General features: G+C 61.3%; 23 protein-coding genes and 1 tRNA gene. 6 read left to right on the forward strand and 18 right to left on the reverse strand.

The window, feature by feature from the left end; all coding sequences use genetic code 11:
• The 6 genes from prfA to GAL01_RS09525 all read right to left on the reverse strand — a co-directional run bounded on the left by prfA (position 1) and on the right by GAL01_RS09525 (position 7,220).
• A complete protein-coding gene (prfA, locus tag GAL01_RS09500; RefSeq protein ID WP_062031446.1) occupies positions 1–1,062 on the reverse strand; it encodes a peptide chain release factor 1 in 1,062 nt (353 codons plus the stop codon).
• 4 nt (positions 1,063–1,066) lie between these two features.
• Positions 1,067–2,314 (reverse strand): histidine--tRNA ligase, encoded by a 1,248-nt coding sequence (gene hisS, locus GAL01_RS09505; RefSeq protein WP_062031449.1) that lies wholly within the window; start codon positions 2,312–2,314, stop codon positions 1,067–1,069.
• Positions 2,314–3,459, reverse strand: a complete 1,146-nt coding sequence (gene ispG / locus GAL01_RS09510; protein ID WP_062031453.1) for a flavodoxin-dependent (E)-4-hydroxy-3-methylbut-2-enyl-diphosphate synthase — start codon at positions 3,457–3,459, stop codon at positions 2,314–2,316. The genes hisS and ispG overlap by 1 nt, the downstream gene beginning before the upstream one ends.
• 91 nt (positions 3,460–3,550) lie before the next feature.
• Positions 3,551–4,816, reverse strand: coding sequence for a helix-turn-helix domain-containing protein (locus GAL01_RS09515; protein ID WP_062031456.1), 1,266 nt, complete (start codon positions 4,814–4,816; stop codon positions 3,551–3,553).
• Positions 4,817–4,830: 14 nt separating this feature from the next.
• Entirely contained in the window at positions 4,831–5,898 is a 1,068-nt protein-coding gene (locus GAL01_RS09520) for an NAD(P)H-dependent flavin oxidoreductase (RefSeq protein ID WP_231865391.1), read from the reverse strand.
• Positions 5,895–7,220 (reverse strand): aspartate kinase, encoded by a 1,326-nt coding sequence (locus tag GAL01_RS09525; RefSeq protein ID WP_077802961.1) that lies wholly within the window; start codon positions 7,218–7,220, stop codon positions 5,895–5,897. Before GAL01_RS09525 ends, GAL01_RS09520 begins: the two co-directional genes overlap by 4 nt.
• A 164-nt stretch (positions 7,221–7,384) precedes the next feature.
• Between GAL01_RS09525 and ubiG the strand changes: the two genes are divergently transcribed.
• A complete protein-coding gene (ubiG, locus tag GAL01_RS09530; RefSeq protein ID WP_062031459.1) occupies positions 7,385–8,140 on the forward strand; it encodes a bifunctional 2-polyprenyl-6-hydroxyphenol methylase/3-demethylubiquinol 3-O-methyltransferase UbiG in 756 nt (251 codons plus the stop codon).
• A 63-nt stretch (positions 8,141–8,203) separates the two neighbouring features.
• Here ubiG and GAL01_RS09535 read toward each other — a convergent pair whose 3' ends face one another.
• From GAL01_RS09535 to GAL01_RS09565, 7 genes are all read right to left on the reverse strand, one after another.
• Entirely contained in the window at positions 8,204–9,475 is a 1,272-nt protein-coding gene (locus GAL01_RS09535) for a lactonase family protein (protein WP_062031462.1), read from the reverse strand.
• A 72-nt stretch (positions 9,476–9,547) separates the two neighbouring features.
• Positions 9,548–9,997 (reverse strand): DUF2147 domain-containing protein, encoded by a 450-nt coding sequence (locus tag GAL01_RS09540; protein ID WP_231865392.1) that lies wholly within the window; start codon positions 9,995–9,997, stop codon positions 9,548–9,550.
• 33 nt (positions 9,998–10,030) lie between these two features.
• Positions 10,031–10,288 carry a glutaredoxin 3 gene (gene grxC / locus GAL01_RS09545; RefSeq protein ID WP_062031468.1) on the reverse strand — a complete coding sequence of 86 codons (258 nt, stop codon included), beginning with the start codon at positions 10,286–10,288 and terminating at the stop codon, positions 10,031–10,033.
• Positions 10,289–10,295: 7 nt separating this feature from the next.
• Positions 10,296–11,072, reverse strand: coding sequence for a ComF family protein (locus tag GAL01_RS09550; RefSeq protein WP_231865393.1), 777 nt, complete (start codon positions 11,070–11,072; stop codon positions 10,296–10,298).
• On the reverse strand, positions 11,072–11,266 hold the full coding sequence (locus GAL01_RS09555) for a DUF3553 domain-containing protein (protein ID WP_062031472.1): 195 nt from the start codon (positions 11,264–11,266) through the stop codon (positions 11,072–11,074). Before GAL01_RS09555 ends, GAL01_RS09550 begins: the two co-directional genes overlap by 1 nt.
• Positions 11,267–11,380: 114 nt before the next feature.
• Positions 11,381–12,265, reverse strand: a complete 885-nt coding sequence (gene galU / locus GAL01_RS09560) for a UTP--glucose-1-phosphate uridylyltransferase GalU (RefSeq protein ID WP_062031475.1) — start codon at positions 12,263–12,265, stop codon at positions 11,381–11,383.
• A gap of 212 nt (positions 12,266–12,477) precedes the next feature.
• Positions 12,478–12,563 (reverse strand) — tRNA-Leu (locus GAL01_RS09565).
• 59 nt (positions 12,564–12,622) lie between these two features.
• On the opposite strand from GAL01_RS09565, the gene lipB reads away from it, so the two are divergent.
• Positions 12,623–13,324, forward strand: a complete 702-nt coding sequence (gene lipB / locus GAL01_RS09570; protein WP_062031478.1) for a lipoyl(octanoyl) transferase LipB — start codon at positions 12,623–12,625, stop codon at positions 13,322–13,324.
• Here lipB and GAL01_RS09575 read toward each other — a convergent pair.
• Positions 13,305–13,898, reverse strand: coding sequence for a LolA family protein (locus tag GAL01_RS09575; protein WP_062031483.1), 594 nt, complete (start codon positions 13,896–13,898; stop codon positions 13,305–13,307). The genes lipB and GAL01_RS09575 overlap by 20 nt on opposite strands.
• Entirely contained in the window at positions 13,895–14,209 is a 315-nt protein-coding gene (locus GAL01_RS09580) for a BolA family protein (RefSeq protein WP_062031486.1), read from the reverse strand. The genes GAL01_RS09575 and GAL01_RS09580 overlap by 4 nt, the downstream gene beginning before the upstream one ends.
• 69 nt (positions 14,210–14,278) lie before the next feature.
• Here GAL01_RS09580 and GAL01_RS09585 point away from each other — a divergent pair, with 69 nt between their 5' ends.
• From GAL01_RS09585 to GAL01_RS09595, 3 genes are all read left to right on the forward strand, one after another.
• A complete protein-coding gene (locus GAL01_RS09585; protein WP_062031489.1) occupies positions 14,279–14,899 on the forward strand; it encodes a DnaJ domain-containing protein in 621 nt (206 codons plus the stop codon).
• An 87-nt stretch (positions 14,900–14,986) separates the two neighbouring features.
• Positions 14,987–16,003, forward strand: coding sequence for a cobaltochelatase subunit CobS (cobS, locus tag GAL01_RS09590; RefSeq protein WP_062031492.1), 1,017 nt, complete (start codon positions 14,987–14,989; stop codon positions 16,001–16,003).
• 4 nt (positions 16,004–16,007) lie between these two features.
• The gene (locus tag GAL01_RS09595) at positions 16,008–17,879 is read left to right on the forward strand and encodes a cobaltochelatase CobT-related protein (RefSeq protein ID WP_062031495.1); all 1,872 of its coding nucleotides are present in this window, start codon (positions 16,008–16,010) and stop codon (positions 17,877–17,879) included.
• Here the strand turns inward: GAL01_RS09595 and GAL01_RS09600 are convergent.
• Both GAL01_RS09600 and GAL01_RS09605 read right to left on the reverse strand, forming a co-directional pair.
• Positions 17,833–19,260 carry a pyridoxal phosphate-dependent decarboxylase family protein gene (locus tag GAL01_RS09600; RefSeq protein WP_062031499.1) on the reverse strand — a complete coding sequence of 476 codons (1,428 nt, stop codon included), beginning with the start codon at positions 19,258–19,260 and terminating at the stop codon, positions 17,833–17,835. The genes GAL01_RS09595 and GAL01_RS09600 overlap by 47 nt on opposite strands.
• 81 nt (positions 19,261–19,341) lie before the next feature.
• Positions 19,342–20,160, reverse strand: a complete 819-nt coding sequence (locus GAL01_RS09605; RefSeq protein ID WP_062031581.1) for a DUF1217 domain-containing protein — start codon at positions 20,158–20,160, stop codon at positions 19,342–19,344.
• Between the two features lie 102 nt (positions 20,161–20,262).
• On the opposite strand from GAL01_RS09605, the gene GAL01_RS09610 reads away from it, so the two are divergent.
• Positions 20,263–21,126, forward strand: a complete 864-nt coding sequence (locus GAL01_RS09610; RefSeq protein WP_062031502.1) for a hypothetical protein — start codon at positions 20,263–20,265, stop codon at positions 21,124–21,126.
• Here the strand turns inward: GAL01_RS09610 and mfd are convergent.
• A complete protein-coding gene (gene mfd / locus GAL01_RS09615; RefSeq protein ID WP_062031506.1) occupies positions 21,115–24,636 on the reverse strand; it encodes a transcription-repair coupling factor in 3,522 nt (1,173 codons plus the stop codon). The two genes, GAL01_RS09610 and mfd, sit on opposite strands and share 12 nt — an antisense overlap.

The following is a 24,636-nucleotide window of genomic DNA, read 5'->3' on the forward strand; positions in this document are numbered from 1 at the left end:
TCAGAACCCTGCAGCGGCGAGCAGTTCGGTCTGCTCTTCCCGCGTCAGGGCGTCGATGATCTCGTCGAATTCGCCGCCCATGATCCGGTCGATCTTATAGAGCGTCAGGTTGATCCGGTGGTCCGTCACGCGGCCCTGTGGGAAGTTATACGTCCGGATGCGCTCCGAACGGTCGCCGGTCCCGACCTGTGATTTCCGGTCCGCCGCCCGCGTGGCATGGAGCTGCGCGCGTTCGCGCTCATAGAGCCGGGCGCGCAGGATCTTCATGGCCTTGGCCTTGTTTTTGTGCTGGCTCTTCTCTTCCTGCATCGCCACCACAATGCCGCTGGGCATGTGGGTCACGCGCACCGCGCTCTCGGTCTTGTTAACGTGCTGACCACCGGCACCAGAGGCGCGATAAACGTCAATCCGCAGATCGTCGTCATTGATCGTGACATCGACATCTTCGGCTTCCGGCAGCACGGCGACAGTCACGGTCGAGGTATGGATGCGGCCCTGACTTTCCGTTGCCGGAACACGCTGAACGCGATGCACACCGGATTCGTACTTCAGACGGGCAAAAACCGAGCGGCCTGAAATGGTCGCCATACCTTCCTTGAGGCCTGCGACTTCATTTTCGGAATATTCCATGACCTCGAAACGCCAGCCATTCTGCTCGGAAAAGCGGCGATAGGCATCGAACAGTTCGGCCGCGAACAGTCCGGCTTCGTCTCCGCCAGCGGCCGGCCGGATTTCGAGAATGGCGCTGCGCTCATCTGCCGCATCTTTCGGCAGAAGCGCCAGACGCAGAGAGTGCTGGAGGTCGGGCAAAGTCGCCTCGATCTCTGCCAGCTCCATCTGCGCCAGCTCGCGCATTTCCGGATCGTCAAGCAGGGCCTGCGCCCCCGCTTTCTGTTCCTCGGCGCTTTTCCAGGCCCGAATGGACGCGACCACCGGCTCCAGTTCGGCATATTCCTGCGACAGACGAGTGAAATCCTCACCCGTCAGATCGCCGGAAGACATCAGGGCCTGAACTTCCTCCGAACGCGCGACAATCCGCTCAAGCCTGTCATCAAACGCCATGTGCTCAGGCGCGTCCTGCGCTTAGAACACGCACCAGATCCGCAAACGGAACTTCCTGCTGCTCGCGGCTGGACAGATCCCGAAGCTGCACGACGTCTTTGGCAATTTCTTCATCGCCCAGAACGACGGCATGCGATGCACCGGATTTCACCACCCGCTCCATCCGCTTCTTCATGTTGCCACGAGTCTCGATTTCGGCCCGTAGCCCGGCCGAACGCAGCGCGCGCGCGAGCGACGCGGCTTTGAGAACAGCCTCGTCTCCCATCGGGACCAGTGCAATTCCGGCAGGGAGTTCAGGCACAGAGTCCAGCAGCATCGCCAGACGTTCGATCCCGCCAGCCCAGCCGATCGCGGGTATAGCCGGACCGCCCATCTGCTCCACAAGACCTTCATACCGCCCACCGGCCAGCACGGTGCCCTGAGCACCAAGCTTCGAGGTCACGAACTCAAAGGCCGTATGGCTGTAGTAATCAAGCCCACGGACGATGCGCGGGTTCTCAACGAAATCCACGCCGAAGGCCTGAAGGCTGGAGCGCAGCGTGTCCCAGAACTGGCGGGATTCATCGTTCAGATAGTCCGCGAATGCCGGGGCGTCGTCGAGCAGTTTGCGGTCCTGCTCGGACTTGCTGTCCAGAATCCGCAGCGGATTGGCTTCGAGCCGGACGCGGCTTTCTTCCGACAGCGCATCGGCATGATCGCGGAAATACGCCACCAGAGCTTCCCGCCAAGCCTGACGGCTGGCCAGATCACCAAGGGTGTTGAGTTCCAGCGTGACGTGATCGCCCAGGCCCAGTTCGCGCAGGATGTCCTGGGCCATGGCGATCGTCTCGGCATCGCGCAGCGGACTTTCCGCACCGATCAGTTCGGCACCGATCTGGTGGAACTGGCGGTAACGCCCCTTCTGCGGGCGTTCGTAACGGAACATCGGCCCATGATAGAACACTTTCTGCGGCAGGGACTGCGTCAGGCCGTTCGTAACCAGCGCGCGGCAGATCGCCGCCGTGCCTTCGGGCCGCAGGGTGATACTCTCACCGCCGCGATCCTCGAACGTATACATCTCCTTGGACACGACATCGGATGTCTCGCCGAGCGTACGCGAAAAGACGCGCGTGTCCTCGAAGATGGGCGTGCTCCATTCCTCGAAACCATAGGTCCGCAGAACCCGGCGCGCCGTCTCCACGACATGGTGGTGGCGGCGCATGGTGTCGCCAATGAGATCGTGGGTTCCGCGGGGGGGCTGAAGTCCGGACATCAGTGCGCTGCCGGGTCCATCTGCTTGGCCGTTGAGGCCTCGACCTTGCCCGCCTCGATGTCTGCGACCTTCTTTTCCACGAGGTCCACGATATGCTCGATCATGTCGCCACCCGGCATCGTGTGATCCTGACGACCGGCCGCATAGACCATGTGACGGCCATTGCCGCCGCCGGTCACGCCGAGATCGGTCATCAGTGCCTCACCGGGTCCATTCACCACGCAGCCGATGATGGACAGCGTCAGCGGCGTTTTGATGTGCTGGAGGCGATCTTCCAGCGTCTGAACTGTCTCGACGACATTGAAGCCCTGACGGGCACAGGACGGGCAGGAAATGATCTTCACACCGCGATGACGCAGGCCGAGGGATTTCAGGATATCCCAGCCGACCAGCACTTCCTCTTCCGGCGCGGCGGAAAGCGAGACGCGCATCGTGTCGCCCACGCCGGCCCAGAGCAGATTGCCCAGACCGATGGACGACTTCACGGTGCCCGCACGCTTGGAGCCTGCCTCGGTGATGCCGATATGCAGCGGGTGGTCACAGCAATCCGCAAGCTGCTGATAGGCTGCAACCGCCATGAACACGTCGGAAGCCTTCACGCTGATCTTGAACTCGTGGAAATCGTGATCCTGCAGGATCTTCGCGTGTTCCAGAGCGCTCTCGACCAGAGCCTCGGGGTTGGGCTCACCGTATTTTTCAAGCAGGTGCTTTTCCAGCGAACCGGCGTTCACGCCGATCCGGATGGAACAGCCATAATCCTTGGCGGCGTTGACGACTTCACGCACGCGCTCGGCGCTGCCGATATTGCCCGGATTGATTCGCAGGCACGCAGCACCGGCCTTGGCTGCCTCGATGGCGCGCTTGTAGTGGAAGTGGATGTCCGCAACGATGGGGACGTTCACTTCGCGCACGATCTCCGCCAGAGCCTCGGTGCTGGCCTCGTCCGGACAGGACACGCGGACGATGTCCACGCCGGCCAGTTCGGACAGACGGATCTGGTCGATTGTGGCCTGTGCGTCCGACGTCAGGGTGTTGGTCATGGTCTGCACGGAAATCGGGGCATCACCACCGACCGCGACCTTGCCGACATGGATCTGGCGCGACTTGCGACGTTCGATGTGCTGATACGGACGGTAGCTGCTCATGATTTACCTCTTCGTGCCCGGTGGAAACCGGAAGCTCTAACGCAGGGGGCTGTATTCAGGGGCACTGAGCCCCCCTGACGGATATAAAGGTTTAATGCGGTGGCGACGATTGTTCCAGCGGCTGATGTTCAAGCTGCCGGGCATTCAGGTCATCGGCCGAAACGTCGTGCTCCGGCGGCGGGGCTTTGTGCGGAACAGGTGCAGACGCCGGTTTGGCAGCCACAGGGGGCGCCAGCGCCGGTGCGGCCGTGGTGCCCCCTGTGGCCGGAGAACTGGGCTGAACCGGTAGGGCTACACCCGATCCGAAAGAGCCGGAGCGGATGGCGTCTGCTGTCACTTCCACATTGCGGCGGACCTGCCCTTCCCGGCCCAGAGGCGCACTGGTCGCCCCCGCCGTGGTCAGGACCACACCGCCCGCATTGCCGAACGACATGTGGAAAGGCGCGCCTGCCGGATCGCCCTGCCAGCTTTCGCCCGGCTGCATCACGCGCGAGATCAGGACATGTCCGTCCTTGTCCCGGACCTGCGTCCAGACCTGGGACAGCGCCCGCACGACAACGGCCCCTTCGGGAACAGCGGGAGGCAGGTCCGTGGCGGGCTGTCCGGCTGTTGGGATCTTTTCAGGCGCCACGGTCTCAGGCGCAACTGTACCAGCCGGCGGCGGCGGCACAGTCGTATCATCTTCGTCAGAAGAGGGAACGAGTGGTGCAGCCTGTTCAGGAACAGGCGCAGGCTGACTTTGCGGAGCCGGAGCCGTCTGCGCCAGACCGGAAACTGCGGATGCCCCCACAGGGGCTGACGACGCGACAGCCGGAGCGTGAGGCTCCGGCGTTGGTGCACGTCCCGGCATGACGGAGGCGACCTGCGGAGAGGTCGTGGCAGGGGTTGCCGCGCCCGGCATCAGTTCTGCAACGGCCGGAACCTGTCGCTGGGCCGGGGTATCATGTGCCGTAAAGCGATACCAGCCGACATATGCCGCGACCACAACCACAAGTCCGGCGCCAACCAGAACACCAACTGGCAGGCCCCGGTCCCCTTCGGGTTGCGGGAAAACCAGTTCCGTTTTGCGCGTCACGGCCCCACGCGTATCGCGCCGGAAACGCTCGACCAGCGCATTCGCATCAAGCTGCATGGCATGCGCATAGGTCCGAAGAAAGCCTACCGCATACGCCACACCTGGCAGGCCCGACAGATCGTCCGCCTCAAGAGCCGCCAGAAGTTTCGGGCGGATTCGCAGCCATTCCGCCACGTCCTCAAGCTGCCAGCCCAGTTCCTCACGACGCTCGCGCAGCACCTTTCCGACACTGGGCTGGTCGGAAGGCGGCGACAACGGGCGGCTGGAGGACGGAGAGGACATGACCGGACAATCCGTTAGCTGGAAGCGTGAATACGGGTTTCACGCTGCTTTATGGCATCAACGGCCTGCTGCACCAGCGTCGCGAGGATATCGGCGACCGGACGGATTTCCTTGACCATGCCAACCGACTGGCCGGCCATGACGGAACCCGTTTCCACGTCACCCTCGATAACGGCACGACGCAGCGCACCGGCCCAGTAATGCTCGATCGAGAGCTGGGCTTCTTCCTTGGTCAGTTCGCCGCTCTGGAACTTCTGGAGCGCCTCACCCTGAAGGCGGGCGTAACGGCGGCCACCTTCATTCGACAGGCCACGCACCGGAATAACCGGGAACAGCTCGTCAAGCTGCACGGTCGTCACGGCATCGCGGGCATTGGCGCGGAGGAAAGCCTTTTTGAAGTTTTCATGCGCGATGCTCTCTTCGGATGCCGCAAACAGCGTTCCGAGCTGCGCACCAGCAGCTCCCTGCTCCAGATAGGACAGGACTGCATCGCCTCGCCCCAGGCCACCGGCAACGAACACAGGCACATCGCGGATATGGGGCAGGATTTCCTGAGCCAGAACCGTCAGCGACACCGGCCCGACATGGCCACCCGCTTCCGAACCTTCGATCACGAGAGCCTCGATCCCCATCCGCACCAGCCGCTTGCCCAGTGCCAGAGCCGGAGCAAAACCGATCGCCCGCGCTCCGCCATCACGGACCTTGCGGATCGTGACGCTGTTCGGCACCCCGCCTGCCAGCACGATGTGGGAGACGTTGTGCGCCAGACAGACATCTACGAGACGGTCCAGCTCGGGGTGCATGGTGATAAGGTTCACGCCGAACGGGCGCTGCGTCATTGCCTGCGTGGCAACGATTTCCTCTTCCAGACGCTCGGGCGACATCGCGCCACAGGCAATGACACCAAACCCGCCAGCATTGGAAATGGCGGACACGAGATGCCGCTCGCTGACCCAGGACATGGCGCCGCCGAGGATCGCGACCTCACTGCCCAGGAAGTCACAGCCTGGCTTCCACAGCCGGTCCAGCGTCGCGCGGGCGTCCAGGGTCTCGCTCCGGGTTTGGCTCAGGGTTTCGCTCACGCGTCAGCTCCCTCTTTGGCATCAAGGCCGTAAGCCGTGTGCAATGCGCGCATGGCCAGTTCCGTATATTCGGAATCGATCAGAACCGAGATCTTGATTTCGCTCGTGGAGATGACCTGCACGTTGATGCCCCGATCGGCCAGCGTGCGGAACATCCGCGCGGCCAGACCGGCATTGGAGCGCATGCCGATACCCACGACACTGATCTTTACGACGTTGTGGGACGTAATCAGCTCGCCATACTGGACGTATTCGCGGGCCTTCTCCAGCACAGAGCGGGCCGCAGCCTCGTCGGCCTTGCTGACCGTGAAGGTCATGTTCGTCATGTTGTCCACGCCAACACTCTGGACGATCATGTCGACATTGATGTTCGCGGCCGCAAGCGGATCAAAAATCGCAGCAGCAATGCCCGGACGGTCCGGAATGTTCCGCACGGAGATTTTCGCTTCGTCATGCGAGTTGGCAATCCCCGCAACCAGTTCCTTCTCCATGATCTCGTCCTCATCAACAACAATCGAACCACTGTCGTCATCCGTCTCGGCGAATGATGACAGCACCCGCACCCGGACATTCTCGCGCATGGCGAGGCCGACACTGCGGGTCTGAAGTACCTTGGCGCCTACGGAAGCCAGTTCAAGCATCTCTTCATAGGTGATGCGATCCAGCTTCTTGGCGCGTTTCACGATGCGCGGATCGGTCGTGTAGATCCCGTCAACATCGGTATAGATATCACACTGATCGGCATGGATGGCAGCTGCGACGGCCACGGCGGATGTATCCGACCCACCGCGCCCCAGCGTTGCGATCCGTCCATCCGGCCCTACGCCCTGAAAGCCTGCGACAACCGGCACGACGCCGTCATCCAGACAGGCCAGCAGCGCCGCCCCGTCCACGCTCTCAATGGCAGCCTTGCCGTGGGCGTCATCCGTCACAAGCGGGATCTGCCAGCCCTGAAAGGACCGCGCCTTCACACCGAGCGCCTGAAGCGCGATGGAGACAAGTCCGCTTGTCACCTGCTCGCCTGCCGCAACCACGGCATCATATTCCTTCGGATCGGCCAGCGGATCGAGTTCCGCACAGTATCCGACCATCCGGTTTGTCACGCCAGCCATCGCCGACACAACGACCGCCACGCGGCGGCCGCGATCATGTTCCGCCTTCACGCGTTTTGCAACGTTCCGGATACGCTCGATATTTCCGACGGATGTGCCGCCAAATTTCATGACAACCGTCTTCCGTTTCCCAATTTCGCCAGTCATGGCGGCATGAGGATCGGCACGACCGGAAAGCTGGTCGTGGACGGGAGTATCGGGCATGGACATCGCGGATAAGGCTCCAGTACGTGTCTGGCGTTGCGCGCTCGGGTCTGGCATCGGGTAACGCAAAACACCCGGCGCCTGAACAGACTCTGCCGGTCCACATACTCGTCTCGCTCCGCCACGTCCAGATGACGCACGGCAGACAGGCACACAGAAGGACAGTTCTGATGCCCACAGAAACATCCCGGGGACAGGATTTCAGACGTTCATCCGTTTCGGAATCCGAAATTGCCCATTTCAGCGCTCTGGCAGAAGACTGGTGGAATCCGCGCGGCCCGATGGCCCCGCTTCATGCCATGAACCCCCTGCGGACCGAATGGGTCAGCCGGCATGTGGCTCCCCTGCGCAAGGCATCCACCGGGCCTCTGAGCCTGCTTGATATCGGCTGTGGCGCGGGGCTGGCCAGCGAGGCTTATGCCAAACTCGGATTCAAGACACTTGGAATCGATGCCAGCGCCCCCGGCATCCATGCGGCACAGGCGCATCTGGCCGAACATCCCTTGCCGCCCGAAGCCGCCCCCCTGTCCTATCGCAATGGCAGTGCGGAAGACCTTGTTGCGGAAGGTGCGCGCTTTGACGTCGTCAATGCGCTTGAAGTCATCGAGCACGTCAACGATCCCCAGGACTTCCTGACCATGCTGGCCACCCTGACGAAGCCGGGCGGCATGGTTGCGGTGTCCACACTGAACCGCACGCCGCGCTCTTTTGCCGTCGCAAAGCTCGGCGCGGAATACCTGCTGCGAATGCTGCCCGTCGGCACGCATGACTGGAAGAAATTCATCAAGCCGGACGAACTGGCCGCCATGGCCCGACAGGCTGGCCTGCGCCTGCTTGATATCGCAGGTATGAGCTATGTGCCGTTCAAATGGCGCGAAAGCCGCGACACCGGCATCAACTACATCGCGATTTTTCGTAAGGACTGAACAAAAAAAGGCGATTGCAGCGGAGTACCCCGTCGCAATCGCCCTTGCCGGAAAAACAACCGGTCAGACCTGCGTGTTCATGAACGCGAAGGTTGTCGGGCTTCCCACCGGCGTGAAATTGTTCGTAAAGGCAATTTCACCCGTTTTCTTGTCCACCTTGAAGGACGTCACCGCATCAGAGCGCTGGTTGGCGCAGAACAGGAACGTTCCGGACGGATCGAACATCAGGGCCCGACCGTAATCCGCATGCATCCAGACTTCGTCCTGAAGCGTGAGCGTTCCATCGGTACCGATGGCGAACACGGCCAGGGAGTCGCCCAGCCGGTTGGAGACGTAAACGAACTTGCCGCTGGCCGAGATCAGGATTTCGGCCGCAAGCGTCGAGCCGCGGAAATGCGACGTGACCGTGCTGACCGTCTGGATATTGCTGATCGCGCCGGTGACCGGATCGAAATTGGAAACAACGACTTTCGAATCCTGTTCACACAGATTGTACAGGATCCGGCCGGAATGGTTGAACTGGAAGTGGCGCGGCGCCGACCCCGGTTCCATGTCGTAATACGGCGTCTTGGCCGGGATCAGCTTGCCAGTGTCGATGTTCAGCGTCCAGACATACACCCTGTCCAGGCCCGCATCATCGGCCAGCACGAATTTGCCGCTCGGATCGGAATGGATCATGTGGGGATGCGAGCCCGAATGATCGGAGACGGCAAAATTGCCCTGCGGATTATCCGCGGCGCGCTCCGGCTGGCGCGGCCCCGTGTTGTGCACGACATCCGATGCCTCCCCAAGAGACCCGTCCGAACGGATGGGCAGAACCGCGACGTTGCCGCCCACATAGTTGGCCACCAGCACATACCGCCCTGAATGATGGATGCTTACATAGGCCGGCACAGCCCCCATCGAGCTGACGACATTCAGCTTGCGCAGTGAACCCGTCTTGGGGTCGATCGCAAACGCCGTAACGGACCCGTCACCATCCTTGTTGAAATCGTCGATTTCGCTAAGCGCATAGAGGAAGCGCTGGTCTTTCGAGATCGTCAGAAAGGACGGACTGGCAATATCCGTGAACGTCGTGATCGGCGTCAGAACGCCCGTATCGCGGTCCATGTCGAAAACAGAGATGCCCTGCCCGTTTCCGGTTCCGCCCCCTGGAGGTCCGTGTTTCGTATATCCGCCGACAAAGCAGATCGTTTTCGAAACCGGCTTGGGTGGCGGAGGCGGCGTTGGAACGGTCTTTTCAGGATCGGCGGCACCAGCAACACCAGTACCGGCAGCCGCAACACCGGCAACCAGTCCGGCCGCAAAGCTGCGGCGGGAGACAGGGTGGGACATGATGGGTCTGCATTCCTTTCAGTATGGCGGGGATAACGCCCGGGCCATGATGCAGGTTTCCCGGCAACAGGCCTAGCGCGCGTCTTTCGGCAGCTTGCATTGTGGCCCGACGGGCGGACCAGTGTAGCGGCTCCATGTCTGGGTTTCACCCAGAAGAGGCATTCCCAGAACGAATCCGCGCAGCTTCAGAACATTGGGTTGAGAAACCCATATCCGCGCCTGATAGACCCGTCCGGTTCTTGGATCAAGAATATGGCCCTGCCACTTGCGATCCTCGATTGGGACAAAGTCTGTCAGCATGCGGATACCGCATTGCGAGCGTCCCCAGACGTCCTTCGGCATTTCCCCGTCATAGGCCATGCCAATCAGCTGCCCGCAGAGCGCATGACCGCAGGGCTGGATCGAAAAAAGCCCGTCATGCCCTTCCGACAGCCACAGGCCCTGCTCGGGAATATTCTGCGGCAGAGCATCCGCCGGACCGGGGGACTGGGCCCGGACACCTGAAAGTGACAGCATAGCCATCAGGAAAGCCGCGAAAAGGCCCGCACCGCGCATTCAGACGGTGCCCAGCAGGGCATCAAGCCGCCCGGCGCGATCAAGCGCCATCAGGTCATCGCAACCTCCGAGAGACTCTCCGTCAACAAACGTCTGGGGCACCGTGCGACGCCCCGAACGACGGATGGACTCCTCACGTTCGACGGATCCGTGTGGGGCGTTGATTTCCTGGAACGTCACGCCCTTGGAGCGGAGAAGACTGACGGCATGCACACAATAAGGGCATCCAGGCTGGGTAAAAATCTCGATTTTCGACATAGGATTCTCATTCCTGGACAAAGCGCGGGTTCTGTTCATCCACTCTACCGGTCCGGGCTGCAACCAAAATATCCACGCTCGCTGCACCGGCCTTCATCAGAGCCAGCGTACAGGCAGTTGCCGTGGAGCCTGTTGTCAGCACGTCATCCACCAGCAGAACAGCCTGTCCCCGTATCCGGGCGTCCCGCCCTTTTCTGATCCGAATTGCCTGCGCCATCTCCCGCTCGCGCTCTGCGGCGAACAGGCGGGCCAGCGCTTTTGTGGGACGGACGCGCTGAAGGGCGTCCACAGCACAGGGCAGCCCCGCGAGCCGGCCTAGACCCTGCGCCATCAGACCGGCCTGATTGTAACGCCGCTTCCACAACCGGGTACGATACAGCGGAACGGGAACGACAAGCGTTGCCTTCCCGAGCAGATCTTCAGCCGCAGCAGCCATATGCTGTGCCAGAACCGCAGCATTTTCAGTATGGTCGGAATATTTCAGAGGCAGGATCAGGCGTCGGGACCAAGCATCATAAACAAACGCGGCTCGGGCGGAACGCCAGACAGGAGGATGAGCCTGACAGGCGGCACAGCAGTTCTGCGTACCCCCCAAACCTTCGTTTTCCAGCGGGACGCCACAGCGATCACAGTGGGGGGAAACAATCCGGTGAGCGGTTTTGAAGCACGTGCCGCAAAAAGCCCCCTCGGTCATGACTTCCGTGCCACAGGCCGCACAGACGGGAGGAAGGAGAGTATTGAAAAGCGTGCGGACGCTACGGGCGACAAGGCCACCTGTCAGCATCACCGTGATTTCGGCAGCAGTCTGAGCGTAACGCGTGACGCATCAATCAGGACTTTGCCCTGATGCTGGAAATTGACCGTCACCCGCTCGGCCACCGCAGACTGCACCTGCCCCCAGCCCCAGTCCGGGTAATCGGGATGCAGGACAATCTGCCCCGGCTCAAGAAAGGACTGAAACGGCCCGCTTACTGACATGCTTGCCAGACTCCTCGCCGCAGGACCTGCCCTGGCCGGATGTGGTCTTTTGTCCGCCGTCCTGCAAAAAGCATGCCTTGCAGGACAACCGGATCAAATCGTGCCTGACAGGAATCAGGGCGCTTCTGTGTACTGCTTGTACTTCTTGAGGAACGCCTTCACCGACGATCCAAGATCCTCGCGGTCGATCGAGAACGCGATCTGTGCCTCAAGGAAGCCGGCCTTGTCGCCACAGTCATAGCGGGTGCCTTCGTAGCGCAGACCGTGGAACGGCACTTCACCGATCGTTTTGGCCATCGCATCCGTGAGCTGGACTTCGTTGCCTGCGCCACGCTCCAGCTTCGCCAGGTACTTCATGACGTCCGGCGTCAGCACGTAACGTCCGATAATGGACAGGTTCGATGGAGCATCTTCCGGAGCAGGCTTTTCAACCAGCCCCTTCACTTCCACCAGCTTTCCGTCGTCACTGCCAACATCAAGGATGCCGTAACGGTTCGTGTGCTCGCGCGGCACTTCCGTCACGGCGACCACATTACCACCGGTCTTGTTGTAGGCTTCGACCAGCTGGCCAATGCAACTGCGTCCTTTGACGATATCGTCTGGCAGCAGGATCGCAAACGGATCATCGCCGATGAAGGAGCGGGCGCACCAGATTGCATGCCCCAGGCCTAGCGGCTCCTGCTGACGCACAGCTACGAGAGACCCGGCCTGCACGCTGCTCGGAGCAAGCGCTTCAAGCGCGCTCTTCTTGCCACGCTCCTTGAGCGTCGCCTCGAGCTCGTAAGCAATATCGAAATAATCGATCAGGCTGTCCTTGCCACGTCCGGTAACAAGACAGAATTCTTCGATGCCGGCTTCACGAGCTTCGTCGATCGCGTACTGGATCAGAGGCTTGTCGACGACAGGAAGCATTTCCTTCGGCATGGCCTTCGTCGCGGGCAGAAACCGCGTACCGAGTCCGGCAACGGGAAGGACAGCTTTTTTCAGTGGCTTGATCACGAAACCTCACACATCAGACGAGATGACGCCCGACTGCCGAACGGAAGCCCAGACGTTCTTCAAAGACGCAAGAGGAATACCCATGTCTTAATAGTCTGGCAACAAGATGGCACAGACTATTGGAACCTTAATAAAATCTTCCCCCTTGAGGGAGAAAATAATCAATTCAGGGATCGCTATTTTTTTGGGATACACCGACATCTGAATGTCAGTGGTGCGGCCGAGAAGACTCGAACTTCCACGGGGTTGCCCCCACAAGCACCTCAAGCTTGCGCGTCTACCATTCCGCCACGGCCGCCCCGTGACAAACGATCCTGCTTGGTGCATGACCGTCCGGTGTGGGAGGGGCTATAGCCGATGACTGATACGAGGGCAATGACCCGAGACGAGATTTGTGAAGAAATTTTGTGGACGTCCTCTCCGGGACTGACACCCTACCCAGATGCGCTGGCGTTCATGGAGGAGCGCGCACGCGCGATTCATCAGGGAACATCCGACCCGCTGGTCTGGATTGTGGAACATCCACCCGTTTTTACGGCCGGAACGTCAGCCAAGGACGCCGATCTCTACAATCCCCACGGCTATCCGACCTATGATGCGGGACGCGGAGGGCAATGGACCTATCATGGACCGGGCCAGAGGCTTGGTTATGTGATGATGGATCTGACGAAGCCGAACGGTACCGTCCCTCCCCGCGATCTGCGGGCGTTCGTGGCAGGTCTGGAGGGCTGGATGATCGACGCCCTCGCCCGGCTTGGCGTAACGGCCTTTACCCGTGAGGGCCGGATCGGTGTCTGGACGATTGATCCGCTGAGCGGACTTGAAGCCAAGATCGGCGCTCTGGGTATCCGTGTCAGCCGCTGGGTGAGCTGGCATGGCGTTTCGATCAATGTCAGCCCTGACCTGAACGACTTCGACGGAATCGTACCGTGCGGCATCCGCGAATTCGGCGTCACCAGCCTTCAGCGATTCGACAGCAGTCTGACAATGAAGGATCTGGATGACGCGCTGACCGCCGCATGGCCAGAGCGCTTCGGTTCTATCCCGCAGGAGGCGTGAAAACGGAGGGGACGATCACCACCCCCTGCTTCACATCCGACAGCAGAACGCCGAAATGATGCTGCCGGGCATCCACGCCCTGCAACCCGATCAGGCTGAGCTGACCGTTCACATCCGAAAACTGGAGTGTCAGCAGGCCCTGTGAGGGATTATCGGCCTGTGCCACGGAGATCTGGAGCGATCCGTTCCCATGCCGCACATCCGTGACCTGAATGTCACCATCAAAGCGGATCGGGTGCTTCAACAGCAACCCAAGTGGATTATGCCGTAGCGACAGATGCGTGACAGCACCCGTTCCCTGATCGTCCAGAACGAGATGCCCTTCCCCGGCCACGAGTTCCATTGGGTGGGGTACGACGTAATCCAGCCTCAGATGGCCCGGAATATACGAAAAGCGGCCGCCGCTTTCGCCTGCGTCCGGTCCATGCTGAACAAAAGCGGCCTGCAATCCCTGGATGCCGTTCAGATAGGCTTCGATGCGATGCACATCATTCTGGTCGGCTTTGGGAAGACGATCATATCCGCTGGTTGCGCAGCCCGAAAGCAGCATCAGAACGAGAAGAGCGCGTTTCATGGGGTCTGTTCTCCATGCAGGACAAGTGACAGCGCATGCAGTCCGGAGCGGAACTCCTCCGCCAGCAGGTCATTGACCAGCCGGTGCCGCGCTACCCGGTTCAGTCCATCAAAACGCGCGCTCGTAATGGCGATATTGAAATGCGTTTCGCCTCCCCCCCCCAGAGCCTTGGCTCCGGCATGATGGGCATGGCGGGCGCTGTCATCATGGATTTCGAGATTTGTGGGTGCCAGTCCCTGCTGCAGGAGGATCGCAATCCGTTTGCGTCGGCTGGAAGGCTGTGCGGAAGGGTGTGAAGCTGTTTCAGACATGATGAAAATCGTCCGGCTTGAGGAATGGCCGCTTGCATCGGGCCGCGGTGATTGCCCATATCAGACACCATGCAGCGCAAATCCACCAGACACCGGGCCTTCGATCCCGATCCTGACGCGCCGGAACAGGTCTGCGACCATCCGGGCTGCAACGAACCTGCCGGCTACCGTGCGCCGCGCGGGCGTGACGCCCTGCGCTCGTATTTCTGGTTCTGTCTTGAGCATGTACGTGAATACAACTCCCGCTGGGATTTCTATCGCGGCATGACCCCGGGCCAGATCGAAGCGCATCTGCGGGCCGATGTTTCATGGCAGCGGCCTTCGTGGAAGCTGGGCACCGGCACGGCCAACAAGGCGGAGTTCAACGAGGACGACGTCATTGATCCGCTCGACATCCTCGGTGCGACCCGTCACAGCCGTGCGGAACGTGCAAAAGACGCGGCAAGACAGCGCGCGTCCGCCCAGGCCGCCGGTATTCCCGAGCCTCTGCGGCAGCCGCTCGCCACACTGGACCTGACATGGCCCGTTTCTTTCGATGACGTGAAAAGCCGTTACCGTGCTCTCGCCCGTCAGCATCATCCCGATGCCAATATCGGCGATGAGAAATCCGAAGAGCGGTTCAAAGCCATCGGTTCGGCCTATGCCGCGCTCAAAGTCCATTTCACGCGTCAGGACGATTTCGTTTCCTGAATTTTTAGACTGGAACAGAGGGCGCCGAGGCTCCATCTTCTCCAGAACGTCCTGTATTCAAAGATCCAACGAAAGCCTGACAGTCCCATGAGTGATTTCGCGACGATTGACACCCCGGAAGCCGTGACCACCGCTGAAAATGCCTCGGTCCCGACCAGCGTTCTCGGCGCGCCGGATCTCATGGTCTCCTCGGCAGACGTTTTCGGCATTCATACGGACATGCAGGTTCCGGCGTATTCCGTCCGCACGGAACACGTTCCCGACATCGACCCGTCCTACAAGTTCGACGAGGACACGACCCGCGCAATTCTGGCAGGATTCGCCTTTAACCGCCGTGTCATGGTTCAGGGCTTTCACGGTACGGGCAAATCGTCCCACATCGAGCAGATCGCAGCACGCCTGAACTGGCCATGCGTCCGCATCAATCTGGACAGTCACGTCTCGCGGATCGACCTGATCGGCAAGGACGCCATCGTGCTCAAGGACGGCAAGCAGGTCACGGAATTCCGCGAGGGTCTGCTGCCCTGGTGTCTCCAGCATCCCTGCGCCCTGATCTTTGACGAGTATGACGCGGGTCGCCCGGACGTAATGTTCGTCATCCAGCGCGTGCTGGAAGCCGAAGGCCATCTGACCCTTCTGGACCAGAACCGCGTCATCCGTCCGAACCCTGCCTTCCGTCTGTTCGCCACCGCCAATACGGTCGGACTGGGCGATACGACCGGTCTGTATCACGGCACCCAGCAGATCAATCAGGGCCAGATGGACCGCTGGAACATCGTCGCCACACTGAACTATCTGCCGCTGGAACAGGAAGTTGGCATCGTCACATCCAAACTGAAGATCCCGGCAGAGGATACGGACGCCACGACACTCGTGGAACGCATGGTGGCACTGGCAAACCTCACGCGCTCCGGCTTCATGGCCGGTGACATTTCCACGGTCATGTCCCCGCGGGCTGTCATCGCATGGGCGGAAAACAATCGTATTTTCAATGACGTGGCGTTTTCTTTCCGCCTGACCTTCCTCAACAAATGCGATGAGGCCGAGCGCGGAATTGTGGCGGAATACTATCAGCGCTGCTTCAACACCTCGCCGCTGGCCTGATCCCTTGTCCGCTCCCCAGACTTCCCTCACCGACGAAGAACGGCAGGAACGCTTCCGTCAGGCCACCATCGCTACCCTGCGCGCCATGGGTGGCGCCCCGGAACAGGGCGTGGATTTTCAGGGTGCCGTCAGCGGAAACCGCAAGGCAGCACCAGAAGCCGGAAACGTGGAGCTTCCCTATCTGTCGCGCCATATGCACGACTGGGAAATCCGCAAGATCCGGGGGGCTGCGGACGCCGCTGCACTGCGGATGCGGTATCATGCGGACAGAAACGCAAACGCACCAGCTGAACCTGTAGCCCGGCAGGCTTTCGATGCGCTGGAACAGGCGCGTTGTGAAGTTTACGGCTCCCGCCACATGGCGGGTGTCCGCGCCAATCTGGAGCAGAAACTCGCCCAGCATTGCGCCGAAATCGGCTGCAACCGCATGAAGACCCGCGAAGACATGCCAGCCCCGGTGGCGCTGGATCTTCTCGCGCGTGAAGCCATGAGTGGCCATTCGATGCCGGTTCAGGCCGGGCCCGCGCTCGATGAATGGCGCGCGACCCTGACGCCTGCGGCAAAGGCCGCTCTTGCCGACATGGCCCGCACCCAGAGCGATCAGACAGCCTTCGCCCGCGCCACAACCCGCTTCCTCGGAGCGTGCCAACTCACGACCGTCCCTGATGAAGACGAGGAGCAGACCGCACCGTCCGATCTGCCGTCCGATGAGGAAGAGACAACCGAAAGCGACGCTCCGGAAACCGAGGGGCAGGATCAGCAGGCTCCCGCCGCGACGGAAGAAGAAGACGGCTACCAGCCCGAAAGTGGCGAAACCGGCCTTTCTGGAGAAAGCGAGGCTACGGACGCCGCTGAAATGTCGGAAGATGGCACGGAAGAAGCTGCTGGCCCTTCGGAGCAGCAGGCAGACACAGGTCCGTCCGAAGCGCCAAACACCTACAAGGCATACACCACGGATTTCGACGAGGAAGTGAATGCGTCCGATCTGTGCGATCCGGATGAGCTGGACCGCCTGCGCCAGAAGCTCGATCAGCAGATGTCCCAGCTTCATGGGCTTGTGTCGCGCCTCGCACACCGACTGCAACGCCGCCTCATGGCGCAGCAGCAGCGCCGCTGGGAGTTCGAGCAGGAAGAGGGCATTCTCGACGCCGGGCGCCTTTCGCGCGTCGTGACGAACCCGACCCTCCCGCTATCGTGCAAGCATGAATGCGAGACCGAGTTCCGCGATACGGTTGTCACCCTCCTGATCGACAATTCAGGCTCCATGCGTGGCCGCCCTATCGGAACGGCAGCCATCTGCGGCGATATTCTGGCCCGGACGCTCGAACGCTGCGGCGTGAAGGTCGAGGTTCTTGGCTTCACCACACGGCAGTGGAAAGGCGGACAGAGCCGTGAACGCTGGCTCAAGAGCGGTCGTACAGCCCAGCCGGGACGTCTGAATGATCTGCGCCACATCATCTACAAGGACGCGGACACGCCTCTGCGGCGGGCCCGGCGCAATCTGGGCCTCATGCTGCGTGACGGGCTGCTGAAGGAAAACATTGATGGCGAGGCCCTGCTCTGGGCCTGGAAGCGCCTGCGCCGCCGTTCGGAGCACCGCCATATCCTGATGGTGATTTCAGATGGCGCGCCGGTTGATGACAGTACGTTCTCGGCCAACCCGCACAACTATCTGGAAGACCATCTCAGACAGGTGATTGCCCGGATCGAAGCGGACCGTGGCACGGAGCTTCTGGCCATCGGCATCGGACATGACGTCACGCGCTATTACCGCAACAGCGTCACCATCAGCTCCGCCGAAGACCTCGGCGGAACCATGATGGCACAGCTTAGCGCGCTGTTTGCGCCCTCAACCGGTCGCGGCGCAGCGCGATAACGGCATCCAGCATCCGGTCGGTATGGACGGTCGTAGTCCGGTGATTGATGATCGCCGCCCGCACCGCCAGCCGACCGTTGATCCTTGTCGTGGACGGCGCAGCGATCCCGCTTTCATGCAGATCCTGCACCAGTTCCGAGACTTCAACATCTTCCAGACCGTCGAGGCCGAAACAGACGATATTCAGCGTCACGGGTGCCAGTAGAGCCAATCCTTCGGTCCGTTCTACGCGCCGCGCCAGATCAGCCGCGACATCGCAGCATGTCTCGACCATGTCTCCCATACGCTCGGACCCGTAATGGCCCAGCGTCATCCAGACCTTGAGTGCCCGAAACCCACGCGACAGATCCGGGCCAAAATCGCAGAACCATGGGGCTCCTGCGGCAAGCCCGCGCTCTTCACGCACGAGATAATCGAGGGACTGCGCAAAAGCCGCAGCATGCTTATGGCTGTCGCGCACCAACACGCAGCCGGCGTCGTAAGGAACCTGCGCCCATTTATGAAAGTCGAACGCCAGACTATCCGCTTTTTCGATTCCGGAAAGCTGCTCTTTGAAACGGGGCGAGAGACAGGCCAGCGCTCCAAAGGCTGCATCCACATGGAACCAGATCCCCGCTGCATGAGCGACAGCCTCGATCGCAACGAGATCATCAATCGCCCCGCAATCAACCGTGCCCGCCGTACCCGCAACCATGAACGGCACAAAGCCCGCTTTCCGGTCCGCTGCGATCATGTCGGACAAGGCCCCGACGTCCATGCGATGATCGGCCAGAACCGGCACCCGACGAAGCGCCTCGCTCCCAAGCCCCGCCAGATCAAACGCCCGCGGCAGGCATCCGTGCGCGGTCGTTGCAGCATAGCCGACAAGCCCGCGACCGCCGATCCCGTTTTTGCGGATCGCAAGGTCCTGCGCGCGGCTCGCCGTAATGACGCTGATGAAATTGGCCATGGACGACCCCGTCACTAGACAGCCCGATCCGTCCTGAGGCATTCCGACCATCTGCAGAGCCCAGCGGATCACTTCACGCTCGACTTCGATCGGCGCATGATCCCGCCCACCACAGTTGGCGTTCAGCCCCCCGGCCAGCATCTCGGCGAGCATGCCGACCGGCGTGCCAGCACCATGTACCCACCCCATGAACCCGGGATGCGTATTGCCCGCACCATAAGGCACGACAAGTTCCTGATAGCGAGCATACAGAGCGTCGAGGGTATGTCCTTTTTCCGGCAGACCTTCCTTCAGGCCCTGCCGGGCAGCAGACGGCATCGGTCGCCAGACAGGGCCCTCGCCCATATGCTCCATGCGGTCAAAAACTTCATCCAGCATCCGATGCCCGATCTCACGGATACCGCGCCAGTCCGTGGGGTCCAGTCCGGCCATGAAAAATATCCCTTCACCTGAAATCCGTCAGGTGTCTGCGATACAGGGCCTCACACAGGATGTCACGTCAGAGAGACAGGTTCAGAACAGCGCCGAATACAGGGAAGAACTGCTGTCCGAACTGTCACTCGTGAAAAGGGAAAGGATGCTGGTTGTGGAGCCGTTTCCTCCGTAAAGGGTCAGCATACTTGCGGGGGTCGTGGTCTTTGTCGGGTGGATCTGCAACAGCGCCAGATACTGCTGGGCGAACTGCTGGATTCCCTTGGTCGTACTGAGCTTGGACAGATCGAGTTTGGAGCCGAGCAGACGAACCTGCTGATCGTAATCCAGCGCACCGAACTGGGTCGTATCAAAGCCGGACACGACTTCCGCCACTTTCAGGAGTTTCGGATCAGCCATCACGTTTTCAAGCGTCATGTCCGTTTTGGCAGTCCGGGTAAAATAGAGCGCATCCCCCAGACCCGGCGTTTCCGTCTGCAGACTGTCTTCATAACTGTTGGTCAGGTAGCTCTGGGTGATACTCTGGATGGTATCGGCAGACGCCAGCGGAGAGGTCGACCAGTCGGAAAATGCTTTTGCAAACGCTTTCCAGGACGAGTTGCCGCTGGTCTGAGCCAGGGATTTCGCCGATGTCGGGTCCTGCGTCATCAGCTTCGTCAGAACGGCTGTCTCGCCGATGGCCGAGGACATTCCATAGGCGCCCAGAACGACCTTGAGGGCCTTGTAATTTTTCAGAAGCTGCTGCGGGGTCTTGATCGAAGACGCATCACTCTGGAACGCTGCAACCGCCTGCTGGGTCGAGACGCTTGTTTTTTCCCACTTGTTCGCTGAAGACTCTTCATTCTTGATAATGGAGACATACTGCGGAATGGCGGGCATGGCGGAAATGGAGGACGACACGCGCATTTCTCCGAAAGAGGAGGAGGTGCCATCATTTTACCGCTTCATTCCCTAATACGGTCTTAACGCTTCTTTCTCCTCTCCACAGTCCGGAACCCTCTCATGTCCCTGCGCCTTACCCTGCTCGCCGCGACGGCCGCACTCCTGACACCTGTCATGGCCAGTGCGTCCACACCCGACGGCCTTCCCGCTTCGTGCGTGACCTATGAACTGGGAGGCACCCAGACCACTGCACATGGCCTGACGGCGAAGACCCTTCATGCGACACTGACCGGAACGGACATCACGCTCGACATCCATGGCGTGACCCTCTCCGACCCTTCCGGCCACGTCGAGACTGCAACTCTGGAGCGGTTCAATGCCGTTGCGGCCTACGCCGCGCTCAGCGCCTTTCGCGGCGGCATCAGTCCCGCCTGCAAGGACCAGAGCCTGACGATCAACAGCAGCGACATCCGCGGCGGCACTCCGCAGGCCACCTGGACGAATGTGACCCTCGCCCGCCCCGGTCACGACATGACGATCCGCAAGGCGTCGATCCAGGCGGTCCAGACAACGCCAGACCTGCGTCTGAAGGTTGAGGGCAGCGGCATCCACGACACCAAGCAGCCGCTCATGCCTACGCAGCTTTCGGCAGACCTGACGGTTCAGGGCCTCGACACCGCCCGCCAGCAGATCACGATCAACGCCCTGCATGCCGTCACGGGCAGCAGCGCCATCGACGGCAAGGGCACCATCGAGCCCGGCGCAACGGCATCCACCTCGGCTGCGGACCTGCATATCGGCGTGACCAACGTTGATACCCTGATCGGCCAGATCCGTGACACGGCCCCCAAGAAAGTCGTGGCCGCGCTCACGATTGCCCGCCTGATGGGCCGTCAGAGCGGTGATGCGACCCTGTGGGATGTCGGACTGAGCGGCGGCGTCGTGACCGTCAACCGCATCCCGCTGCCGTTCTCAGTCCCCTGATGTCTGGACCTCAAGCTTGCGGATCATTTTGCATAGGACGGTCGTGACCTTCTTGGCGTAGCCAATACGCGTCGCATTCGTCATTTCACGGATGACCGCAAGCTTGTGATCGGGGCGGATCTTTACGCCCGATTCCTTCTTGCGCGTTACCCAGTCGATCAGCGCGGCGGGGTTTCCGAACCGGTTGCGGCGGAACTGGATCACCATGCCCTTCGGCCCGGTTTCCAGACGCTCTACTCCGGCCTCGCGACACAGGCGCTTGATCAGGACCACATCGAGCAGATTTCCCACTTCCGGCGGAAGCGATCCGAAACGGTCCACCAGTTCCGCGCGCATCGCCTCGACCTCGGCCTCGTTCGTCAGCGACGCAATCCGGCGATACAGCCCCAGACGCACCGGCAGGTCCGGCACATAGGTTTCGGGGATCAGCACCGGCAGGCCCAGAATGATGGTCGGGGTCCAGCTGTCCTGTTCCTCCAGACGCTTGCCGCGCTCGCGACGCATGTCGATTACGGCGTCTTCCAGCATCTGCTGGTAGAGTTCGATCCCGACTTCCTTGATATGCCCGGACTGCTCATCCCCCAGCAGGTTGCCCGCGCCTCGCAGATCCAGATCGTGAGAGGCCAGCGTGAAGCCCGCCCCAAGCGAGTCCAGCGTCTGCATGACCTCAAGCCGTTTTTCAGACGAAGCAGACAGCGGACGCGTCTGCGGCCAGGTAAGGTAGGCGTAACCACGCTGCTTGCCACGGCCCACGCGTCCGCGAAGCTGGTAGAGCTGCCCCAGACCGAACATGTCCGCACGGTGGATGATGATCGTATTCACACTGGGCATATCCAGCCCGCTTTCCACAATATTGGTGGAGAGCAGGATATCGTATTTCCCGTCCGCGAACTCCGTCATGACACGTTCGAGTTCGGTCGGCGTCAGACGACCATGCGCCTGCACGGTCTTGGCATCCGGCACGATTTCCGCCAGACGCTCGGCCATCCGGTCCATATCCGCCAGACGCGGCACGACACAGAAGACCTGACCGCCGCGGAAGCGTTCGCGCTGGATCGCCTCGCGGATCATGACGCTGTCAAACGGCGTGATGAATGTGCGGACCGCCAGACGGTCCGTCGGCGGCGTCGCGATCAGACTCATTTCCCGCACGCCGGACAGCGAAAGCTGAAGCGTTCTGGGCAACGGCGTAGCGGAGAGCGTCAGGACATGCACATCTTCACGCAGCGCTTTCAGGCGTTCCTTGTGAGAGACACCGAAATGCTGTTCTTCGTCGATGATCAGCAGGCCCAGACGCTCGAACGCCACGGTCTTGGCCAGCAGCGCATGGGTGCCGACGACGATATCCACCGTGCCGTTCGCCATGCCCTCGCGCACCTTCGTGGCTTCCTTGGGCGTTACGAGACGTGAAAGCTGCACCACATTGACGGGAAAGCCCTCGAAGCGTGCCGTAAAGCTCCGGAAATGCTGGCGGGCAAGCAGCGTCGTCGGCACCACGACCGCCACCTGCATTCCCGAAAGGGCGGCCACGAACGCCGCCCGCAGGGCGACTTCCGTCTTGCCGAAACCCACATCGCCACAGACCAGCCGATCCATCGGTCGCCCGGCGCTCATGTCCTCCAGAACGTCCGCAATCGCGCGGGACTGATCCTCCGTTTCCACGAACGGGAAGCGCGCGCAGAACTCGTCCCACAGCCCTTCGGCCGGTGCGAGCATTGGCGCATCTTTCATGGCCCGGGCTGCTGCGGTCTTGATAAGCTCACCCGCCATGACGCGGATGCGGGATTTCATCTTGGCCTTTCGGGCCTGCCAAGCGGTTCCACTCAGTTTGTCGAGCTGAACTCCGGCCTGCTCGGAACCAAAACGGCTGAGAAGTTCGATATTCTCGACGGGCAGAAGCAGACGCTGCTCCCCATCATACAGGATCGACAGATAGTCATGCGCGACCCGGCCTTCGACGACCGTCTCCAGCCCGACATACCGCCCGATCCCGTAATCGGAATGAACGACCAGATCGCCTTCCGCAATCTCGCCGACCTGCGAGATGAACTGCTCTCCACGCTTGCGGCGACGTGGCGGACGCGAAATCCGCTCGCCCAGAAGGTCCTGTTCGGAGACGAAGCACAGACGGTCCGAGACGAACCCGCGCTCCAGCCCCAGCGTTAGCAGGCCGGTCGTGCCTTTCGGCATTCCCGCCGCATCCGGCCAGTCGTCATAGGACGTGACCGTAACGCCATGTTCCGCCAGCAGATGCGAAATCCGTTCCCGTGAGCCCCGGCTCCAGGCGGTGACATAGGTCCGCCGGCCGGCTTCGGCCCAGGTTTTCACCTGCTGCCCGAAAGCCTCGAACATCCCTGCCCGGCTTCCATCCTTCGCCCGTGCAAACAGCGGGCCGGGCCGATAGCCTGCATCCACGCCCTGTGCCGTATCCGGCATGGCGAACGCATTGAGGATGACGGACGGCACATCCGCCAGCATCGACTCCCAGCCGTGTGTATCCAGATAGAGCCGGTGCGGCGGCAGTGGACGGTACGGGATTTCCCCTTCGCGCGTCGGAACGCGCCGGGCCTGATAATGATCGGCGATCATATCCAGCCGCGCCTTGAGAATCTCCGGTGCGTGCTGGTCAAAACTGACCGCCCCGCCCGGCAGATAATCCAGCAGCGTTTCCATCTGGTGCCCGTCACCGTCATGAAACAGTGGCAGGTAATGCTCGAGCCCCGGGTAACGCCGCCCGTCCGAGACATTCTCGTAAATCGTATCGGATGTCGCCGCCGGGCCGAACGAATCGCGCCAGCCGGTGCGGAAGCGACTGATGCTGTCGGGGCCCAGCGAGAATTCGGACACCGGGCGAAGTTCGAAGCGTTTCAGCGTTTCGGTTGAGCGCTGCGTTCCGACGTCGAACGCACGGATGTTCTCGACTTCATCCCCGAACAGATCCAGCCGGATCGGATCGCTTTCCCCGGCCGGGAACAGATCGAAAATGCCACCCCGTGTCGCGAACTCACCCGCTTCCATGACTGTATCGGTCCGGGTGTAGCCATTGGCCACCAGCAGTTCGATAAGCATCGCCTGATCGAGGCTCTCGCCCGTTTTCACGCTGATGGACTGCCCTCGGAACGCCGAGCGTGGAGGCACGCGCTGGATCAGGCTGTGCACGGTCGTCAGGACAATGCGACGTGCCTTGGTGGGCTCTAGCAGACGACACAGTGTCCCGGCCCGTTCGGCAATCAGAACCGGATTGGGCGAAACGCGGTCATAGGGCAGACAGTCCCAGGCTGGGAGGCGCAGGACTTCCACTTCCGGCACCAGCCAGGCCAGCATGTCGGCCAGCGCGGCCACGGCAGCGTCATCGCGCGCAACATGCAGCAGTGGTCCGTCATGCTCGGCAAGGCGCTGACGGAGAAGAAAGGCCACACTGCCATCAGGCACGCCCCAGACAGTCGGCCCGAAAGACCTGTCGAAGGACGTTGTGGACATTTCACGGGTCATGGTTTCGTTTTGTTCCAT

The sequence above is a fragment of the Gluconobacter albidus genome (assembly GCF_002723915.1).
GTDB lineage: Bacteria > Pseudomonadota > Alphaproteobacteria > Acetobacterales > Acetobacteraceae > Gluconobacter > Gluconobacter albidus.

What these genes read in the sequence shown, in the direction of transcription:
- prfA (WP_062031446.1), bottom strand. Translation starts at nt 1,062, where the DNA reads ATGGCGTTTGATGACAGGCTTGAGCGGATTGTCGCGCGTTCGGAGGAA.
- hisS (WP_062031449.1), bottom strand. Translation starts at nt 2,314, where the DNA reads ATGTCCGGACTTCAGCCCCCCCGCGGAACCCACGATCTCATTGGCGAC.
- ispG (WP_062031453.1), bottom strand. Translation starts at nt 3,459, where the DNA reads ATGAGCAGCTACCGTCCGTATCAGCACATCGAACGTCGCAAGTCGCGC.
- GAL01_RS09515 (WP_062031456.1), bottom strand. Translation starts at nt 4,816, where the DNA reads ATGTCCTCTCCGTCCTCCAGCCGCCCGTTGTCGCCGCCTTCCGACCAG.
- GAL01_RS09525 (WP_077802961.1), bottom strand. Translation starts at nt 7,220, where the DNA reads ATGTCCATGCCCGATACTCCCGTCCACGACCAGCTTTCCGGTCGTGCC.
- ubiG (WP_062031459.1), top strand. Translation starts at nt 7,385, where the DNA reads ATGCCCACAGAAACATCCCGGGGACAGGATTTCAGACGTTCATCCGTT.
- GAL01_RS09535 (WP_062031462.1), bottom strand. Translation starts at nt 9,475, where the DNA reads ATGTCCCACCCTGTCTCCCGCCGCAGCTTTGCGGCCGGACTGGTTGCC.
- GAL01_RS09540 (WP_231865392.1), bottom strand. Translation starts at nt 9,997, where the DNA reads ATGGCTATGCTGTCACTTTCAGGTGTCCGGGCCCAGTCCCCCGGTCCG.
- grxC (WP_062031468.1), bottom strand. Translation starts at nt 10,288, where the DNA reads ATGTCGAAAATCGAGATTTTTACCCAGCCTGGATGCCCTTATTGTGTG.
- GAL01_RS09550 (WP_231865393.1), bottom strand. Translation starts at nt 11,072, where the DNA reads ATGCTGACAGGTGGCCTTGTCGCCCGTAGCGTCCGCACGCTTTTCAAT.
- GAL01_RS09555 (WP_062031472.1), bottom strand. Translation starts at nt 11,266, where the DNA reads ATGTCAGTAAGCGGGCCGTTTCAGTCCTTTCTTGAGCCGGGGCAGATT.
- lipB (WP_062031478.1), top strand. Translation starts at nt 12,623, where the DNA reads ATGACTGATACGAGGGCAATGACCCGAGACGAGATTTGTGAAGAAATT.
- GAL01_RS09575 (WP_062031483.1), bottom strand. Translation starts at nt 13,898, where the DNA reads ATGAAACGCGCTCTTCTCGTTCTGATGCTGCTTTCGGGCTGCGCAACC.
- GAL01_RS09580 (WP_062031486.1), bottom strand. Translation starts at nt 14,209, where the DNA reads ATGTCTGAAACAGCTTCACACCCTTCCGCACAGCCTTCCAGCCGACGC.
- GAL01_RS09585 (WP_062031489.1), top strand. Translation starts at nt 14,279, where the DNA reads ATGCAGCGCAAATCCACCAGACACCGGGCCTTCGATCCCGATCCTGAC.
- cobS (WP_062031492.1), top strand. Translation starts at nt 14,987, where the DNA reads ATGAGTGATTTCGCGACGATTGACACCCCGGAAGCCGTGACCACCGCT.
- GAL01_RS09600 (WP_062031499.1), bottom strand. Translation starts at nt 19,260, where the DNA reads ATGGCCGGACTGGACCCCACGGACTGGCGCGGTATCCGTGAGATCGGG.
- GAL01_RS09610 (WP_062031502.1), top strand. Translation starts at nt 20,263, where the DNA reads ATGTCCCTGCGCCTTACCCTGCTCGCCGCGACGGCCGCACTCCTGACA.
- mfd (WP_062031506.1), bottom strand. Translation starts at nt 24,636, where the DNA reads ATGGAACAAAACGAAACCATGACCCGTGAAATGTCCACAACGTCCTTC.